The organism is Psychrobacter alimentarius (assembly GCF_001606025.1).
GTDB lineage: Bacteria > Pseudomonadota > Gammaproteobacteria > Pseudomonadales > Moraxellaceae > Psychrobacter > Psychrobacter alimentarius.
The window spans coordinates 2357694-2376271 of sequence record NZ_CP014945.1 but is presented as its reverse complement, the minus strand read 5'-3'; the positions used below and the strand labels follow the sequence as shown (position 1 = coordinate 2376271).

The window sequence follows — 18578 nt, the reverse complement described above, 5'->3', positions numbered from 1 at the left end:
AGCAAGTATGCTAAAATCAGGCGATTTATTTATAGTCATTTTTTTATCTTATAGACACCATTATGGGCGGAGCGTATTTCTTAATACGTTCTAATTTGCTAAAGATAGTTTATTAGCAATGACAATCAACCAGAGGCAAGATAAGTCATGGATGCAACTTCATTGTGGCAGACGATAGCTGAGCACCCAGAGTTTTTTGCCATGTTAACCATCCCACCAGTGACGGCATTTGTTACTTGGATACATGTATGGATGGCGCTTAAAATGCTGTTCTATCCCATCAAGTTTTGGGGTATCCGTATTCCAAATTTCCCGTTTTTTGGTTTACCGGGTATTGGCTGGCAAGGTATCGTCCCACGTAAGGCTGGTAAAATATCGGGCGTCATCGTTGATCAGACGCTATCGAAGCTTGGGTCGCTTGATGAGTTTTTTCAGGCAATGGAGCCTGAGCAAATGGCGGTATTCATTACCAATACGGTTGATGAAAATCTTGAGGTATTGATTGATGAGATCATGCTGGATCATTCACCAGCCTTGTGGGGCAATCTGCCTTACGCTCTAAAGCGTCGTGTCTACGCTCAAGCGCATCAAGAATTGCCCAATATTATGCAGTCCTTGGTGACTGACCTGACTTATCATGTCGAAGATTTGGTTGATATGCGTAAGATGATTGTCAATACGATGGAGAGTGATCGTCGTTTGATGGTGAATATGTTTTTAAAAGTGGGTCAAAAAGAGATCAATTTTATTTGGCATATCAGTGCTTTGATTGGTTTGGTTTTCGGTATTATTCAGATGTTTATCTTTCTGCTGGTGCCACAGCATTGGACGGTACCGTTTTTTGCTGCGATTTGGGGCTTTTTGACCAATTGGATCGCTATTTGGATGGTGTTTAATCCAGTCGAACCGCGTTTTATTCCTTATTTAAAGCTTTTTACTGTCCAACGCCATTTCCCATTTATTAAGCCACAGATACCGCATATCGCACAGTATCGCCTACAAGGCGGTTTTATGAAGCGACAAGAAGAAGTATCTGAGGTTTTTGCTGAGATCGTCGTCAAGGATTTGGTCACACTTGAAAATATCATGAATGAGATGATGTATGGTGAACGTGCTGCACAGACGCGAGATTTGATGAAATCGCATCTCTATAAGGTACTAGAGTCGCCAGTCATTAGTACTACATTGCGTGTGGGGCTGGGTCGCCGAGAATATGGTCAATTAAAAAATACCATTATTGATAAATCTATTATTGCAACCATGGTACCGCTGCGTGATCCTGAACTGAACGAAAGCCGTGCCAGTAAGATATTTGGTCTGTTCCGTGATCGAATACGTGCATTGACGCCCAATGAGTTTCAAAACTTATTGCGTCCCGCATTCCGAGAAGATGAGATGACTCTAATTATTTTAGGGGGCTTAACAGGATTCTTGGCGGGTTGGCTGCATCTTGTCTTGGTGTTTTTTCCATCCATGCAATAATCAATAAGTTTTTTATTTTTTACACACATCAAATACAGAGTGGATACAAAAACGTGACAAGTTAACGCTAATGTACCCTGCTGTAAGTCTCTGATATTGCTGTGGCCATCGTCAACAGCAATAGCGAATATCGGACAGTTTTACTACTCCAAATTACCAATCCCTAAAATAAACAATGACCGTACTAAGGTAAACAGGGTTAGACCGTATGTTAATCACAGAATTGGGTTATTTTGCCTTGCTAGCCGCCTTTATGTTGGCGATTTTGCAGGTGGTGTTACCGACTATTGGTGTCATGCGTGATCACGTTGCTTGGCAACGTCTTGCGCCAAGTCTTGCATGGGCACAATTTGCTGCCATGATTACTTCGTTTGCTGCGCTGATGGCAGGCTTTTATTATAATGACTTTAGCTTAGTCTATGTCACTCAACATTCTAATACCTTATTGCCTTGGTACTACAAATTATCGGCCACTTGGGGTGGGCACGAAGGCTCCCTACTGCTTTGGATGACCATTATGGCGACTTGGTGCGCCTTGGTGTCTTATTTTAGCCGTGGTCTACCATTATCCATGCGTGCACGAGTATTGGTTATTTTAGCTGGCGTGCAGGCGATGATGCTTGCGATGCTTATTTTTACGTCTTCGCCATTTGAGCGCACATTGCCCAATTTGCCTGTCGATGGCGCAGACTTAAATCCTGTATTACAAGATTTCGGTTTGATCATTCATCCGCCCATGCTTTATATGGGTTATGTGGGCTTAGTTGTGCCATTTGCTTTTTGTATGGCGGCATTATGGGAAGGGCGTTTGGATGCAGTCTGGACTCGCTGGTCGCGTCCATGGGCATTGGCTGCTTGGGGCTTTTTGACCGTTGGTATTGCGCTTGGTTCGTGGTGGGCTTATTATGAGCTTGGCTGGGGCGGTTGGTGGTTCTGGGATCCAGTAGAAAATGCTTCTTTGATGCCATGGCTGGCAGGTACGGCGTTGCTACATTCGCTGGCAGTCACTGAAAAGCGTGGTGTATTTAAAGCATGGACAATCATGCTAGCGATTTTTGCTTTTGCACTAAGTTTGCTTGGTACTTTCTTAGTACGCTCAGGAGTCATTACCTCCGTACACTCATTCGCTGCTGACCCAACGCGTGGTCTTGTCATCTTAGTGATCCTTGGTGTGATCATCGGGGGCGGCCTATTGATGTTTGCCATACGTGGCTGGCGTTTGACGGTTGAAAGTCAATATCAGCTGATTTCACGTGAGTCATTTTTAGTCATTAATAATGTCATTCTTCTGATTGCGACCTTGGTTGTTTTACTTGGTACGCTATATCCCATTATCGCTGACTCTTTTAATTTGGGTCAGGTATCAGTTGGTCCTCCTTACTTTAATGCACTATTTGTGCCTCTTACTTGGTTGCTATTGATAGCGATGGGCATGGGGTCTAATATTCGCTGGAAAAAAGACAGTCGCCCGCTTTTGGGTGCTGGCATGATCATCGCAGTAAGCAGTCTAGTATTAGCAGCGATTATTGCCTATTTTGTCAGTCCATCAGAGATGCTCAATATTGGCGTGACCTTAGCGATCAGTTTTTGGGTACTGCTATGGATGGTCGTCGATCTTAAAGACAAGACCAAAAATGCATCCAGTCGTTTGACAGGTTTGCGTCAACTACGTCTGAGCTATTGGGGTCAACAGATAGCGCATATCGGTGTGATTATTGCTGTTATTGGTGTGGCCTTTACAACTACGTTGAGCATTGAGCGTGATGTGGCATTGGCACCAAATGATAGTGTCCATGTTCAGGGCTATGATTTTGTCGTAAAAGGTTTCCGTGAAGTCAAAGGCAGTAACTTTGATGCCACACAAGCGGAGGTGGCCATTAGCAAAGATGGTCAAGAGGTGACTACCTTGTATCCTGAAAAACGTAACTTTATTATCAGTATGATGCCGATGACAGAAGCTGCGATTGACGCCACTCTTTTGCGTGATGTATATGTAGCGCTTGGTGAGCCTATCGCCGAAAACAGCAATGAATGGGCGTTCCGTATTTACGTCAAACCGCTGATTCGTTGGATATGGCTGGGTGCGCTGATTATGGCGTTCGGTGCCTTGCTAAGTATTATTGACAATCGTTATCGTATTAAGAAAACCAAGACACCGATGCAAATCATGCCTGAAAAGTCTGGCGCTCGTCCCGTCACTGAGTCTGAAATACCCGTGACAAAGATGGGAGGCAATTGAGATGAGCACGTCAAACAATTCTTCTGATCAAAAAGCTGGGCACCATAAGGTCAATAACCCTAAAACCATGAAAAAAAAGCAGCTTAGATTGTGGTTTTTGATTCCATTGATTGTCTTCATTGGTTTGATTGTCATGTTATATATGCGGCTAGGGCAACCGACTGATATTGTGACCAATACGGCGCTTGAGCGTCCAGTACCAGCGTTTGAGCTTCCTTTATTATCCGATACCAGCCGTATCATGACCAATGAGAACTTGCCTGACAAACCTTTCTTGATGAATATATGGGGCTCTTGGTGTCCCACTTGTGTGATTGAACATCCTTTTTTGATGCAGCTAGAAGAACGTGGTGTCAACCTGGTGGGCATCAACTATAAAGATGAGATTGGTGATGCCTTGGGATATCTAAACCGAGGTGGGGATCCGTTTTCAATGTCGATTCAGGATTTATCAGGGCAGTTTGCCTTAGATTTAGGCTTGACAGGTGCACCTGAAACGTTCGTTGTCGATGGTGAAGGGATTATTCGTCAACATATTATTGGTGAGATTAATGAGAGCAACTGGCAAAGTCGAATCGCGCCTTGCCTGATGATACTTAATGATGCCAATAATAATAACGTCAGCCCAGATACGAAGCAGATTGGGGAGGTGTGTAAGTGAAAGCCAATGTGAAGCCTATTATCTTACAGCTGGCAAGCTTAATTATAGCGTGCCTGCTGAGTGCCACAACTTATGCTGCAATTGATGTCTACGATTTTGACTCTGAACAACAAGAGGCTCAGTATCGTGGTCTTATCGAAGAGCTGCGCTGCCCAAAATGCCAAAATCAAAACCTTGCAGGTTCTGATGCACCAATTGCCCAAGACTTAAAGCAAAAGACCTACGATATGGTAAAAGATGGTCGTAGTGATGGTGAAATTCGTTCTTATATGCAGGAGCGTTATGGTGATTTTATCAGCTATAAGCCACCTGTACGCCCATCAACATGGGTCTTGTGGTTTTTCCCACCATTGTTGCTCATCGTTTTGTTGATAGGATGGTTTTGGCAAAGCAAACGGCGTCAGCTTGTTGCCAGTGGAGAGAACGGAGTAAAGGTAGAAAGTACCGCTGCTGCTCTGTCTGTTGCCGAAAGAGCTCAACTTGACCGCCTCTTATCACGTACTGATAGTGGTAAAGAAGATGATCACGATACCACAAGCCTTGAGGACAAAAAATGACCCTATTCTCTACTGTCGGCTTATTCATTGCTTTAAGCTTACTTATCGCTCTAGTATTTGCGGTAATTGCCATTATACCGTGGCTAAGAGCCTCACGTGCGCAACAAAATCCTGTGGACAATCAATTATTAGATATCAATGTTGCTGTGTTTCGCGAGCGTCTTGCAGAACTCAAAACAGATAAAGATAGTGGTGTCATTGATGACAACCACTATCAAAACCAAAAACTCGAGCTTGAGCGCCAGCTTTTGGACGCTCAGCGTGAAGTCACGCCCATGGTGGCACCTGGTATAAAAAGCCGGTTAATTATCATAGTTTGGGTGCCCGTATTGACAGCTATGGCCTATCTAATGGTCAGCGATCGTACGCCCGTATTTGAACTTTGGGCAAGCGAGGACAAAGTTGGTCAAGTTGCCGATGATTTATTGACGGGTAAAATTGATCAGCCACCAGCTTGGGCAATTGAAGATGGCACACAATTGATCAGTGCCATGCAGACTAATGTCTATCGCCATGCTGATGACCCCAATCGCTGGATGCGCTTGTCAGAGCTATTTCTGTCATTAGAAGCAACTGATTCAGCGATAGAGTCTTTATCGCGCGCGTATCGTTTATCGCCAGACAATGAAGAGATTGCCACTACTTATGCTCAGATCAGCTTCTTTGCCAATAAAGGCCAATTAGACGATAGTAGCCGCCGCGTGCTGCAAGATGTATTGGCTAAAAACCCAGACCATGAAGGGGCACAAATGCTAATGGCAATGGGAGAGGCACGTAGTAATAACTTTGAGCAAGCACAAGGCTGGATTAAGCGTCTGCGTGGTAATATTGCAGCCAAACCAGGCGACCATTCTCAAGCGCTACAAAGTTTAGATGAATTAAGCGCCAACGTGAGCGCGCAGCAACAGCAAGCCTCTGAAGGTGTTGAGGTGACAGTGAGAGTTAATGCAAGCTTGCTGCCACTGGTAAAAGGTGATGATGTATTGTTTGTTGCGATACGTGATGTAAAAGGTGGGCCACCATTTGCTGCTAAGCGTCTACCTATCAGTGTGATCAAACAAGGTGAAGCAGTTATTAGCTTAAGTGATCTTGATGCCATGATGCCAGAACGTACCTTGCAATCTGCCAGATCTGATAAAGTGCAGCTAGCCGTTATCGCTCGTATTAGTCATAGTGGTACAGCAAGCGCAGAATCAGGAGATCTATCGGGTAACCCGGTTGTGATTAGTGCTGATCAAGACCAAGTCAATGTGGAAATTAATCAGCAAATACCATAAGATGTCTGCTGTTAATGCACATTGCGAATGCCTTGTTGCACGTTAAACGAGCGTGCAACAACGTTATATGAACAGATAAGTCATAGCAACTTATCACAGCAATCGTGAAAATACTTGAGGTTTGTAGAGTCACAAGGTAAGGTGGTTCTGCAATCAACCAATCCCAAAGTTTTATCAATCCCAAAATCCTATCTATTAAGGAGAGTCGCATAATGATGCGTATTATTTTGCTAGGTCCACCAGGCGCTGGTAAAGGCACTCAAGCCCAGTTTATTTCTAAAGAATTTGATATCCCACAAATCTCAACTGGCGATATGCTGCGTGCAGCGATCAAAGAAGGCAGTGAGCTTGGCAAACAAGCCAAAGATATCATGAATGCTGGCGGTTTGGTTTCTGATGACCTTATTATTAACCTAGTGAAAGAACGTATCGCTAAGCCTGACTGTGTCAACGGTTGTATCTTTGATGGTTTCCCGCGTACTATTCCGCAAGCCCAAGCGCTTGCAGATGCAGATGTCGCGATTAACCATGTGGTTGAAATCAGTGTTCCTGATGATGAGATTGTGAACCGTTTGTCTGGTCGTCGCCAGCATCCAAATTCAGGTCGTGTTTATCATATTCATCACAATCCACCTAAGCAAGAAGGAATTGACGATGTGACTGGTGAAGCCTTGATTCAGCGTGAAGACGATAAAGAGTCGACGATTCGTGATCGCTTGGCTACTTATCATGAGCAAACGTCAGCCTTGGTTGGTTTTTATCAAGAAAAAGCTGAAGAGGGCGATGACGCGCCTAAATACAATAAGTTTGATGGTACACAAGGTATTGATGACGTTAAGCAGCAGATTTTGTATGCATTAAAAGGCTAATATCCTACGATATACCAGCTGTCATAAAAATGAGACCTCGACTTTATACAGTCGGGGTTTTTTTTATTGAAAGCTCATTGACAGTTTTTTTCAAATTTAATGTCAAAACATAACTAAAAAAAAGCCGCCTACCCAAATGGGTAGACGGCTTTTTGTCAAATGTATCACTGCTACAGTCAATACATTCTCACATCAATAATTAAGCATTGCCTTCAGCATCTACTTGAGCTTGCTGTTGGCTTTGTGCGTATGCTTGATCGAAGTTTACTGGTGCAAGCAATAGTTGCGGGAAACTACCACGTGTCACGATATCACTGATGACTTCACGAGCATATGGGAATAAAACGTTAGGGCAGTATGCACCCAAAATTTGACCAATTTGATCTTCAGGAATATCTTTTAATAAGAAAATCCCCGCTTGATGGACTTCGGCAATAAATGCAGCTTCATCAGCATTTTTAGCCGTAACGCTTACTGTCAAAATGATTTGATAATGATCGTCATCAAGTTTTTCAGCATTGCTTGAAAGGTTGATATCAAGCTCTGGGTTCCACTCTTTGGTGAATACTTCAGCGCCTGGTACTTCAAGTGACATATCTTTTACGTAAATGCGTTCTAATGCCAATTGTGGTTGTGCGTCAGCCATGATAATTCCTCTAAAGTTAAATCAAATAATGGATCAAACGGTCGTTTTATAAAATAACATTGTAATATAAATCGAGAGTGTATCTCGACATTTTTTAGCATTGCCTTCTATTCATAATCTGTCCATCTTTACCTAGATGAAGACAGACAGTCAAGAAGAATGATCAATTAACCCGCTAGTAGTTCGTCAAGCTTACCTTGCTGGTTCATTTGATTCAGCTCATCAAAGCCACCAACAAAAGTCTCACCAACAAAGATTTGAGGAACCGTACGATAGTTATTGGTTTTTTTCATCAAAGCTTGGCGCTCTTCACTGCTCATGTCGTGCATACCAATCTCTTCGTAGTTAACACCTTTAGATTGTAGCAATTGCTTAGCGTTTGAGCAGTATGGGCAGATAGGGGTCGTATAGACTTTAACAGATACAGTCATGATAAATCCTTATTTATAAGTTTATGAGGTAACCCTGTTGTTATAAACAATCATTGGATAAAAATTATTATAAGCCGTTACCGTCAGTTAGGTTTGTTGATACTCAGTATTAAAGTGGGGATAAGCCTTATAAATTCAAGTTAAGCGTATGTAAAAGGTTGAACAGTAGCATAAATGCCACATAAAAAAAGACACCTCTTAGTAAGGTGTCTTTTTTACGCGCCTATTAATTAACTCATTAACGATCAACTCTCAAATAGCCGCTAGACAAATAACTACCAGTTAATAAACCATCAAAAAGTACGTATTCGGTGCTTTGTCTAATCATTTATGCAAACTTGGTTTGGCTTTGCCTTTATTTTTAGACGATACATCCTTGGGACCAACCAATGGCATACCAGCACCTTGCCAGCCACCAACGCCACCGTCTAAGCGGTAAACATTTTCTTTACCAATCATCTGAATCGCAGCGCCTGCTTGCACACCCATATCACAAATAATAATCACAGGCTGCTCAATTGCGCGAATCTCACTGACACGATCTTTTAGCTCAGAAAAAGGTATGTTGCGGCTGCCTTGAATATATCCGGTGGCAAATTTCTTTTTGTCGCGAATATCAATGATCTGCGCGTTTTGAGAGTTAACCATCATACCAAGCGTGTTGGGCGATATTTTTCTGCCGCTACGTTTGTTCTCAATGGCAAAAAACAGTATAGCAAGCACGGCTAATATACCAAATAAAAACGGGTGGTTGCCCACAAATTCCAGCGCACGATCCAAACCATACCTCCAAAAAAATAAGTGTTCTATTAAGCTGAGAAGACAGCCTAACGAATTGAACAAGGCGCTATTATACCGATAAGGTCGTCTATAGTAAACGTGTGATGACCAACCTTGCGTTTAACCCTTAATAAAGCAATGCTTAGTAAGGCTTGGTATCCGCCTCTTCTCTGAGCGTAACCAAGTTTTCAACGCGGCGTTGCAAGACTGTACCATCAGCCACTGCTTGCCAAAGGGCGCAGCCTTTACTGTTATGAGTATGGCGACAGTCACGGAATTGGCAATCGCCAGCCAGTGGTGCAAGCTCAACGAAGCCTGAAATGATGTCATCAGGGGTTAAGTGCCAAATACCATATTCACGAATACCGGGCGTATCAACGATACCGCCTTGGGTTAAATCGTCTGGATTGAATGGTAGCAAGCGGCTAGTCGTCGTCGTATGTTGTCCAAGTTGAGAGTTTTCAGAGATGACATTGACGCTCTGACCAGAGTCGGGCAATAGCGCATTGATTAAACTGCTCTTTCCAACGCCAGATTGTCCAGCAAAGATGACCAGTTTTTTGTCTATATAACGCTTTAATTCATCAAGGCCTATTTGCTCATCATTATCAGCAATGTTTTCAGGACAATCAACAGAGGTAAGCACGCTCTCATAACCAAGGGCGGCATATTGCGCCAGTAGCTCATTGGTATTGACACCATTTTCTTGTGCTAGCAGATCTGCTTTGTTTAATACCAGTAATGGCTTGACGCCAGCATGATGGCAAACGACCAAGTAGCGATCTATGAGAGTAGGAGCGGCAGCTGGCAGCGGCGCAAATACGATGGCGAGAATATCGACATTGGCAGCAACCGGCTTGAGCTTATGATAACGATCTGGCCGTGAGACCAACGAGGTACGTGGTTTAACCGCTTCAATACGCCCAAAGCCCGTATTGGAATCTGCGCTCCAGCGTACGTGGTCGCCAGCAGCAAGCATGGGCAAGTTGGTGCGTACATGACAACGCCAGATATCGCCCAATTCGAGAGTCTGCCAGAACGGCTCTGGATCATCAGGCGCAATCTCCGGCTGCACGGGTATCACGGCTGGCAAGCTGGTCACTTGGACTTCTAGCTGCTTGCCATAATGCGCCATGACTACACCATCCATCAAACTGTCATCGATGCTGTCTTGACTTGCCAGCTGTTGCTTGTCGATACGACGAATCTGTTGCTTGGTGAGTTTGCGTTGCCGGATTAATGCCATGGGTTTTGACCTATTAGAAAAATATTGCTAAGTGTAGCGTGAAAATTTGCTAACATACAGCCTAAAGCGCCTATGACAGACAGTGGTTTTGTAATGTTTTACTTATTTTAAACCCACAGGCGCTCAGTAATTTTGTCTCAAACTTCATTGAACATAGGATATTTTATGACCACCGGCGACCATCCCAATAAGATTAAAATCAAAAATCAAGGCAAAAAAGGGTTGGTATGGATTGACCTAGAGATGACCGGACTCGATACCTTAAACGATGAGATTATCGAGATTGCTACCGTTGTTACTGATGAGGATTTGAATGTCCTTGCTGAAGGCCCTGTTTTTGCGATTAAGGTATCGGATCAAGTCTTAAATAAGATGGATGATTGGAATACCAAGCAGCATGGTCAGTCAGGATTGGTCGATCGTGTACGCCGCAGTACCGTGACACTAGCAGAAGCAGAAGCGGAAACGCTTAAGTTTTTAAACAAATGGGTCGATAGTGGTAAATCGCCCATGTGTGGTAACTCTATCTGTCAAGATCGCCGCTTTATGGCGCGTCAAATGCCAGAGCTTGAGAAGTTCTTTCACTATCGCAATCTTGATGTGTCTTCCATCAAAGAGCTTTGTTTCCGCTGGCGTCCTGATATTTTGAGAAGTTTTGAGAAAGGTGGCAGCCATTTGGCATTGGATGATATCCGTGACTCTATTCGTGAGCTAAAACATTATCGCCAACATTTCTTTAAATTGATGCCTTAATTCTAGTAATTGATTTTTATCTGAGTCACATAAAAACCATTTAAAAAAGGGTCTGTTGCATAAGCGACAGACCCTCTTTATTTTAGAGTAAATTGTGTTAGAGCAAATCATTTTGAAGTGAACGCACGTTACTAAACGATTTTAAAATTAAATTCAATTAGATCAAATTGAGCGTCATCGTTTGAGTTTTGTGGCGAAGTAATGACCCCAATAACGGCACTGACTGTTGGTTGACGTTTGTCTTTACCGAGCAGACGCCAATCACCAAGTACATAACGTTTTTTACCATTAGCGATTGGGTGAATAGCGGGTCTGTGGGTGTGCCCGTGTAGTAAGGCATCATTATTTGTCATGACGGTAGCGACTGCATCATCATTAACATCCATAATATAAGCCGCTTTATTGGCATTATTTTGCTGACTGTTTTTACGCATTTTATCCGCGATGGCCAAGCGTTTTTCTAAGGGTTTATTGAGCAAATACCACTGTGTCATACGATGACGCATCACTTTGCGGAACAGCTGATACTTTTTATCATCAGTACACAAGGCATCGCCATGTTCTAAGCGATAGTTTTGATGTCCGACTGTTAAGTTATAAGGCTCTTCAATCAACTCACCACCGAATAAATGACAAAACCCTCGACCCAATAGAAAATCACGATTGCCATGCATAACCAGTATCTCACAGCCCTGTATGCGCAATTGTTTTAACTTAATGATAAGGGGCGTCAACCAATGCCCTTGACGTGCCTCATCTGACCTTTTCTCTTTTAATAGGGACAGATACACATCATCACCCAGCCATACCTCAAACCAATCACCTAAAATGAATAAGCGTTTGAGCGCGGGCAGAGCAAGGCAGTCATCAAGCAGTGCCAAAAAAGCCTGCACTAAGGCAGGCTCATCTAACGATAAATGCAGGTCGCTAATCAAAACTTGCCGTACCTCATGAGGTCGGGTCGTGATTAAATGATTAAAACTTTGCATTTATCTGGGTCCTTATAACTTATCGGATAACGAGTATTACCCAACAAGCTTTATTGAGTAATACTCATGAATTCACAGTGGCTAAGCCGCTGCTACTAAATAACTATTACTGAGTAACGATAGTCGCTGAGTTAATAACGACTGGCTCTTTTGGCACATCAGCATGCATGCCAAAACGACCCGTTGGTACGCTTCTCATCTTTTCAATCACATCCATACCGCTTGTGACTTTACCAAATACAGTATAGCCCCAACCTTGCATATTTTTGCCAGAATGGTTTAGGAAGTCATTGTCTTTTACGTTGATAAAGAACTGGCTAGTGGCTGAATGCGGATCTTGCGTACGTGCCATTGCGATAGTGCCTTTATCGTTCTTTAGGCCATTGTCCGCTTCGTTTTCGATAGGCGCATTGGTTGGCTTTTCATTCATTTCAGCGTCCATTCCGCCGCCTTGAATCATGAAACCATCAATGATGCGATGGAAAATCGTACCGTCATATTGACCTGATTTTACATAGTTTAAAAAGTTTTCTACCGTCTTTGGCGCTTTTTCTTCATTGAGTTCGATAACGATTGCACCCATATTGGTGTCAAGTTCTACTACTGGTGGCATGTCTACCATGAGATATTCCTTTTTTAATTGCAGTACCTTAAATGGCACTGTCAAGTGGTGGTTAAAAAGTTGGTTGATAAAAAGTCATGGGTAGTCTAACGGCTTTTTTATCCTGTGTCATGTATCAGGCTGTTAATGCCTTTGCAAAAGCTGATAGAATAACGCAACTTTATACATTTCCGACCATCATGCGAGCAAATAGTGCGGTTTTATAACCCACTGTTTTTATGGCTCAACTTTTCATTACCATTTTATTTTTTAGCCAAAAGTTTGATTCGACTTTTCCATGATGCGTAATGGCACGTGTCATGAATTGACAATTTGCGTTAGGAGCAATACCCCATGAGTGAGCACTCAAGTAACCCCGTACAAAAAGATGAACAAAAAAACGACTTTATTCGTAATATCATTCGTGACGATGTCAATGCGCAAAAATACCAGCAAATCGTGACCCGCTTTCCGCCTGAGCCAAATGGCTACTTGCATCTTGGTCATGTAAAATCTATCTGTCTGAACTTCGGCGTGGCAGAAGAGTTCGGCGGTGTATGTAATTTGCGTTTTGATGACACCAATCCAACCGCAGAAAAGCAAGATTATATTGATAACATTGAAAGTGATGTTAAGTGGTTGGGTTTTGACTGGGTGGGAGAAGCGTATCATGCGTCAAGCTATTTTGATCAGTTATATGCATGGGCTGTGCAGCTGATTGAGCAAGGCGATGCGTATGTAGACTTGCAATCACCTGAGCAGATTAAAGAGAACCGTGGCTCGTTTAGTGAAGCCGGAACGCCTTCGCCCCAACGTGATGCCAGTGTTGCAGACAATTTAACACTCTTTAACGACATGAAAGAAGGCAAATATGCGGAAGGCAAAGCAGTTTTGCGTGCCAAAATTGATATGGCAAGCCCAAACATGAACTTGCGTGACCCTGTTATCTACCGTGTCATGCATCAATCGCATCATCAAACGGGTGATAAGTGGTGCATCTACCCCATGTATGATTTTGCTCATCCGCTGTCTGATGCCATTGAAGGTATTACCCATTCGTTATGCACGCTAGAGTTTGAAGATCACCGTCCTTTTTATGATTGGGTGATTGCAAAAATTGGCTTTGACGTGGCCCCGCATCAGTATGAGTTTAGCCGCTTAAATGTCGATCATACGATGACCAGTAAGCGCAAATTAAAACAATTGGTCGACGAAGGCATCGTCAGCGGCTGGGATGATCCACGTATGCCGACCATCGCTGGTATGCGCCGCCGAGGCTATACGGCAGAAGGTCTACGAGATTTTTGTGATCGCGTCGGTGTGACCAAATCTGATAGCGTCGTCGATTTTCGCTCGTTAGAATTTAGCGTTCGTCAGTCACTAGAAACCACGACAGCACGCGGGATGGCGGTGTTAAAGCCATTAAAAGTGACGATCACTAACTTTGCAGAAGCGGTCAGTGAGTGGGAGTCGCAAAAAGCTGAGAGCGTCAATGCACGCTTCGATGATGCTGCGCAAACTCTTTGGTTAACTCAGCCGAATCATCCTAACGTCGATATGGGCGAACGTGAAATACCTTTCACTGAAACTTTATATATTGACCAAGGCGATTACGAGATTGAACCACCCGCAGGTTATAAGCGCTTATCACCAGAGAAACCAGAAATTCGTTTGCGTAATACCTATGTATTGGCAGTGACCGAACATATTACAGATGACAATGGCAATATCGTTGAGTTAAAAGCAACGATTGATCCTGCGACGTTGGGTAACAATCCTGAAGGTCGTAAAGTCAAAGGCGTCATTCATTGGGTATCAGCGAGCCAAGGTGTGCCTGCAACCGTACGTATGTACGAGCAACTATTTAATGTGGAAGACCCAGGTAGTGTGAGCGATTTACATCAAGCGCTCAATCCGAACTCAATGACTGAGCTACAAGCAGTGGTTGAGCCATCATTAGCGAATGCTGAAGCTGGCACGCGTTTCCAGTTTGAGCGTGAAGGCTACTTTATCGCTGATAGCGAGGATCATACCAGTGATAAGCCCGTATTTAATCAAATCGTAAGCTTACGTGACACTTATAAGCCTGCTTAATGTAGCAGATGGCTCAGAGTATATTTTAAGAAAATACTGAACAATAGTAGTTTGCAAACCAGCCCGTTTCTAGTACGCTAGGAATGGGCTTTTTTGTGGACAATGATAAAATTATTGACAGTAATCTTTGAGGAAATAAGCATGGCAAAGTTTTTGAACAGCAGTGGGACGACTTACCATTTAGAAGAATTGATTAAAAATGCGTCTGACAGATTGATTATTATTAGTCCTTACCTTAAGCTGAATGAGCGTATCAAAGAGTTGCTTGAAGACCGCAATCGTTTGAAAATAGATATTCGCATCGTCTATGGCAAAAATGACTTACATCCTGAAGAAATAAACTGGCTAAAAAATCTAACGTTTATCCGTACCAGTTTTTGCAAAAACTTGCATGCTAAATGTTATTTGAATGAAAACGAATGCATCATTACCAGTTTGAACCTTTATGAATTCAGTCAGGTCAATAACAATGAAATGGGTGTACTGATTTATCGCAATGATGACGCCAAGCTCTATGCCGATACTTACGAAGAAGCCCAGCGTATTATTCGTATCAGTGATGAAGTCAGAATGTCGTTAGAAAAAGTGAGTGAGTCTGAAAGCAAACCTGACTCTAACACTAAGACAGCAAGCACGACGTCTCAGTCGCCAGTGATGTCAACTGCGCCCACAATCGAAACCACGCCTAACTATTCAAAACTGACGACAGCCAAGCTTGCTAAAGAACTCGGCTTTAAGACGCAAGAATTGAATGATAAACTGCTTGCAGCTGGTTATCTAGAAGCGCAGGAGGGTGAGTTGGTGTTAACGGATGCTGGACGTGCCGCTGGTGGTACGAGCAAAAAGGGTAAGTTTGGTGAGTTTTGTTTATGGGATTCGGGTATGGTGGTTTAAGGTTTGTACAGATTGGAATTGAACTTTTAACAATATTATTGCTTAGGTATAACGGGAATAACGGCATTACAATCCGTCACAAGACATTCATAACCAGTTTGTTAAGATAAAGTCAGTTTTTACGGATGTGCTCTGCACTTTTTATAGCTGAGCACATCGATGATAATAATAGAGCGCGAGGCCCAAGTGTCGATAGAAGCGTTCATCAACATAGCTAAGGAATAAAGCATGGCACATTTACGTTTAGGCGATACCGCACCAAATTTTGATGCTGCGACTACAGAAGGTAATATCAATTTCCACGAGTGGGCAGGTGACAACTGGGTGGTATTCTTCTCACATCCAGCCGATTTTACCCCAGTATGTACCACTGAGCTTGGTCGTGCAGCTGCATTAAATGGCGAGTTCCAAAAGCGCAATGTTAAGCCGATTTGTATCTCTGTCGATAGCCTAGAAGATCATAAGGCATGGGCAAGTGACATCGGTGAGACTCAAGGTACTGAGATGAACTTCCCAATTATCGCTGATCCTAACAAAGAAGTGGCTGAATTGTACGATATGATGCACCCAAATGCGGATAGCACACATACAGTGCGTAGTGTCTTTATTATTGATCCAAACAAAAAGGTTCGTTTGACCCTAACGTATCCTGCCAGCTGTGGTCGTAACTTTGATGAAATCATTCGCGTTATTGATGCGCTACAATTGTCTGATGAGTACAATATCGCAACGCCAGTAGATTGGAAAGATGGTGACGACGTGATCATTCCACCAAGCGTAAAAAACGAAGACATCGCAGCCAAGTATCCGAAAGGCCATAAAGAGATTAAGCCTTATCTACGTACAACGCCTGCGCCTAATAAATAATTCAAGTATGTATGGATATTTACTGAAGATATAGAGCCCTATAACGTAATGTTATGGGGCTTTTTACTATTCATATAACAAGTGGTAGTAAGGTTTTGCTATGATGACGAGAGCATTGGATTTTATCTGAACAGTATTTTTTGTTAGCTTGATTGTTTGTTAGCTCGTCTCTGAAAGCATTGAGTCGACACATAGATATCGTGGTTCTAATCAGAAACTATCCATTCTCTCTATAAACTATAAAATTTAACCGTGCTAAGTTGCTTTTTTATTCCATTTTACAAGGAGTTTTCCATGAAAAAATTATACATCACCCGTACAGCACCCAATCCACGTAAAGCGCTTATTTTATTGGCATCAAAAGGAATTGATGTTGATGACATGGATGATATCGATGTAGTGGACATTGATTTTGCTAATAATGAGCAGATGTCAGAGGCGTTTACTAAGATAAATCCTATGCAGACAGTGCCAGTGTTGAAGTTGGACGATAATACGATACTCAATGATTCTCAGGCAGTTTGCGAATACCTTGACCGCGTCTATGGTGAGCGTTCTGTGATGGGCAATGATGTAGTACAGCGCGCGCAAGTGTGCTCAATGCGCCGCATTGCTGAATTTGAAGTTCTATATAACTATATGCTCGCGTTTCAACACAGTCATCCTTCAAAAGCGCAGCGCGTTGAGCAAGTGCCAGAGTTTGTTGCGCCCTCTATTGCACGTTCAAACAAAGCGTTGGCTTATTTTGAAACGGTTTTGGAAGGTCGTGAGTACTTAGTCGGGGAGCAATTAAGTTTCGCTGATATCGTTTTATACCTTGGGTTGGATTTTGGCAAACTACTCAAAGTGGATCCTAATGCTCAAGGTGAAAATCTTGCGCGTTTTTATCAGAAAATGAACGACCGTTTTAGCATTGCAAACATGTCAAAAGCAAAATCCACAGATGAAAATAAATAAGACAAAATATTTACTTATTTGGAATTATTTATAAGTCACATCTTCACATAATGGTAATGACTCTTGATTTACTCAAGTTGACTGCACAGATAGTGGTGCCAATTAAAGTAAAGAGAATCATTACCATATGTTTATAAAATCAAACATTTTGTTACAATGACAAAAATCACTAACGATATAGTGAGTAGATTGTTTCGCCCCGAAAAGGTGTATATAACACTTTCTTGAACTATAAAGCGTTTAAATTGTAAAAAAGGCAATCGTAAGGCATGACTGTTATGAGATTATCTTTTAGGACACTGTCTTTTAAATTGGGAATATTACCAAGTATGTTGGTAGCAAGTTTGGCGTTAGGCGCTTGTCAAAATTCTACGTCGACTAACGAAAAAGAAAAGACAGAACATGCTAAAGCGGTCGATAATGAGGTCATGGCGTCTGATGCAGATGAAACGACTGATGAGCCTATAACAGACAATAAAAGTGCTGAACAAGCAATGATCTCTACTCTATCAGATCATCGATGGACGCTTGTATCTGTCATGGGTAATGAGTCCCAGCCACTGAATGAATTGGCAGTTGTTAAAGATGAAGTAAGACTGTCTTTCAATCAGTACCAAGGTCAGAACACTTTAAATTATAGCGTCGGTTGTAATACGATCAGTGCCAATTATCAATTACAAGGGTCGGTTTTAAGCGTTGATGACAGTATGAGTACTAAAATGCTATGTGCTGATCTGAATGCCGCTGAAAATAGCTTGATTGATCTGATGGAAGGCGATAGTCAAATAGTAGTGACAAAAAATGATGCTTCTCAAGAAGAACAGGCAGTATTGACTCAGCTCACGAATGAAGAAACCACATTGGTTTGGGAAGGTCAACTTACGGATCAAGCCAAATATAATAGTAAAGGTGAGACGGTATTTTGGGCCGTGAATGCCAAGAAAACGTCTTGTAATGACACTACTTCTGAGATGTGTTTGCAAGTCAAACCCATTACCTATGATAATCAGGGAATTAAGAGTAGTGAAGGGCAGTGGGCGCCATTTGCTGGCGTTATTGATGGTTATCAGCCGGATGGTAAGCATGACGAAGTGCTACGCATACAGCGTTATGCTTTAGATGCGGACACAAATACTGCTGCAAATGATAACCGTCTAGAGGCACCAAGTGAGGCGTATGCTTATGTATTGGACGCTGTGATTGAAAGTGCAGTCGCTGAGTAAAAATATTTGGCC

General features: G+C 42.6%; 18 protein-coding genes. 12 read left to right on the top strand and 6 right to left on the bottom strand.

The features are described 5' to 3' along the window. Nucleotides 1-147: 147 nt before the first annotated feature. The 6 genes from A3K91_RS09725 (at nucleotide 148) to adk (ending at nucleotide 7085) form a co-directional block, all read left to right on the top strand. Nucleotides 148-1482, top strand: coding sequence for a DUF445 domain-containing protein (locus A3K91_RS09725; RefSeq protein WP_062845076.1), 1335 nt, complete (start codon nucleotides 148-150; stop codon nucleotides 1480-1482). A 208-nt stretch (nucleotides 1483-1690) separates the two neighbouring features. Further along, complete coding sequence (locus A3K91_RS09720) at nucleotides 1691-3721, top strand: heme lyase CcmF/NrfE family subunit (RefSeq protein WP_062845075.1); 2031 nt, start codon at nucleotides 1691-1693, stop codon at nucleotides 3719-3721. A 1-nt stretch (nucleotide 3722) separates the two neighbouring features. Next, nucleotides 3723-4382, top strand: coding sequence for a DsbE family thiol:disulfide interchange protein (locus A3K91_RS09715; protein WP_062845074.1), 660 nt, complete (start codon nucleotides 3723-3725; stop codon nucleotides 4380-4382). Next, complete coding sequence (locus tag A3K91_RS09710) at nucleotides 4379-4939, top strand: cytochrome c-type biogenesis protein (RefSeq protein ID WP_084387324.1); 561 nt, start codon at nucleotides 4379-4381, stop codon at nucleotides 4937-4939. The genes A3K91_RS09715 and A3K91_RS09710 overlap by 4 nt, the downstream gene beginning before the upstream one ends. Next, nucleotides 4936-6216, top strand: coding sequence for a c-type cytochrome biogenesis protein CcmI (gene ccmI / locus A3K91_RS09705; RefSeq protein WP_062845073.1), 1281 nt, complete (start codon nucleotides 4936-4938; stop codon nucleotides 6214-6216). Before A3K91_RS09710 ends, ccmI begins: the two co-directional genes overlap by 4 nt. Before the next feature lie 212 nt (nucleotides 6217-6428). After that, a complete protein-coding gene (gene adk, locus A3K91_RS09700; RefSeq protein ID WP_062845072.1) occupies nucleotides 6429-7085 on the top strand; it encodes an adenylate kinase in 657 nt (218 codons plus the stop codon). 199 nt (nucleotides 7086-7284) lie between these two features. Here the strand turns inward: adk and secB are convergent, their stop codons facing one another. From secB to rsgA, 4 genes are all read right to left on the bottom strand, one after another. Continuing rightward, nucleotides 7285-7731, bottom strand: a complete 447-nt coding sequence (gene secB, locus A3K91_RS09695; protein ID WP_062845071.1) for a protein-export chaperone SecB — start codon at nucleotides 7729-7731, stop codon at nucleotides 7285-7287. A gap of 167 nt (nucleotides 7732-7898) precedes the next feature. After that, nucleotides 7899-8162 (bottom strand): glutaredoxin 3, encoded by a 264-nt coding sequence (gene grxC, locus A3K91_RS09690; RefSeq protein ID WP_062845070.1) that lies wholly within the window; start codon nucleotides 8160-8162, stop codon nucleotides 7899-7901. 324 nt (nucleotides 8163-8486) lie between these two features. Then, nucleotides 8487-8942, bottom strand: a complete 456-nt coding sequence (locus A3K91_RS09685) for a rhodanese-like domain-containing protein (RefSeq protein ID WP_062845069.1) — start codon at nucleotides 8940-8942, stop codon at nucleotides 8487-8489. 142 nt (nucleotides 8943-9084) lie between these two features. Next, nucleotides 9085-10188 (bottom strand): ribosome small subunit-dependent GTPase A, encoded by a 1104-nt coding sequence (gene rsgA, locus A3K91_RS09680; RefSeq protein ID WP_062845068.1) that lies wholly within the window; start codon nucleotides 10186-10188, stop codon nucleotides 9085-9087. A gap of 165 nt (nucleotides 10189-10353) precedes the next feature. On the opposite strand from rsgA, the gene orn reads away from it, so the two are divergent. Then, nucleotides 10354-10941: an oligoribonuclease gene (gene orn, locus A3K91_RS09675; RefSeq protein WP_062845067.1), complete on the top strand. Its 588-nt coding sequence runs from the start codon at nucleotides 10354-10356 to the stop codon at nucleotides 10939-10941. A gap of 131 nt (nucleotides 10942-11072) precedes the next feature. On the opposite strand, the gene A3K91_RS09670 is transcribed toward orn, so the two are convergent. Together A3K91_RS09670 and A3K91_RS09665 are read right to left on the bottom strand one after the other, a co-directional pair. Continuing rightward, nucleotides 11073-11930: a UDP-2,3-diacylglucosamine diphosphatase gene (locus tag A3K91_RS09670; protein WP_062845066.1), complete on the bottom strand. Its 858-nt coding sequence runs from the start codon at nucleotides 11928-11930 to the stop codon at nucleotides 11073-11075. 106 nt (nucleotides 11931-12036) lie between these two features. Next, a complete protein-coding gene (locus tag A3K91_RS09665) occupies nucleotides 12037-12552 on the bottom strand; it encodes a peptidylprolyl isomerase (RefSeq protein ID WP_062845065.1) in 516 nt (171 codons plus the stop codon). 333 nt (nucleotides 12553-12885) lie between these two features. On the opposite strand from A3K91_RS09665, the gene A3K91_RS09660 reads away from it, so the two are divergent. The 5 genes from A3K91_RS09660 (at nucleotide 12886) to A3K91_RS09640 (ending at nucleotide 18566) form a co-directional block, all read left to right on the top strand. Beyond that, entirely contained in the window at nucleotides 12886-14625 is a 1740-nt protein-coding gene (locus tag A3K91_RS09660; protein ID WP_062845064.1) for a glutamine--tRNA ligase/YqeY domain fusion protein, read from the top strand. Nucleotides 14626-14766: 141 nt separating this feature from the next. Further along, entirely contained in the window at nucleotides 14767-15519 is a 753-nt protein-coding gene (locus tag A3K91_RS09655) for a phospholipase D family protein (RefSeq protein WP_062845063.1), read from the top strand. Between the two features lie 228 nt (nucleotides 15520-15747). Beyond that, nucleotides 15748-16386, top strand: a complete 639-nt coding sequence (locus A3K91_RS09650; RefSeq protein ID WP_062845062.1) for a peroxiredoxin — start codon at nucleotides 15748-15750, stop codon at nucleotides 16384-16386. A 294-nt stretch (nucleotides 16387-16680) separates the two neighbouring features. Further along, nucleotides 16681-17343 (top strand): glutathione S-transferase family protein, encoded by a 663-nt coding sequence (locus tag A3K91_RS09645; protein WP_062845061.1) that lies wholly within the window; start codon nucleotides 16681-16683, stop codon nucleotides 17341-17343. Nucleotides 17344-17621: 278 nt separating this feature from the next. Continuing rightward, on the top strand, nucleotides 17622-18566 hold the full coding sequence (locus tag A3K91_RS09640) for an META domain-containing protein (RefSeq protein ID WP_062845060.1): 945 nt from the start codon (nucleotides 17622-17624) through the stop codon (nucleotides 18564-18566). Nucleotides 18567-18578: the final 12 nt, after the last annotated feature.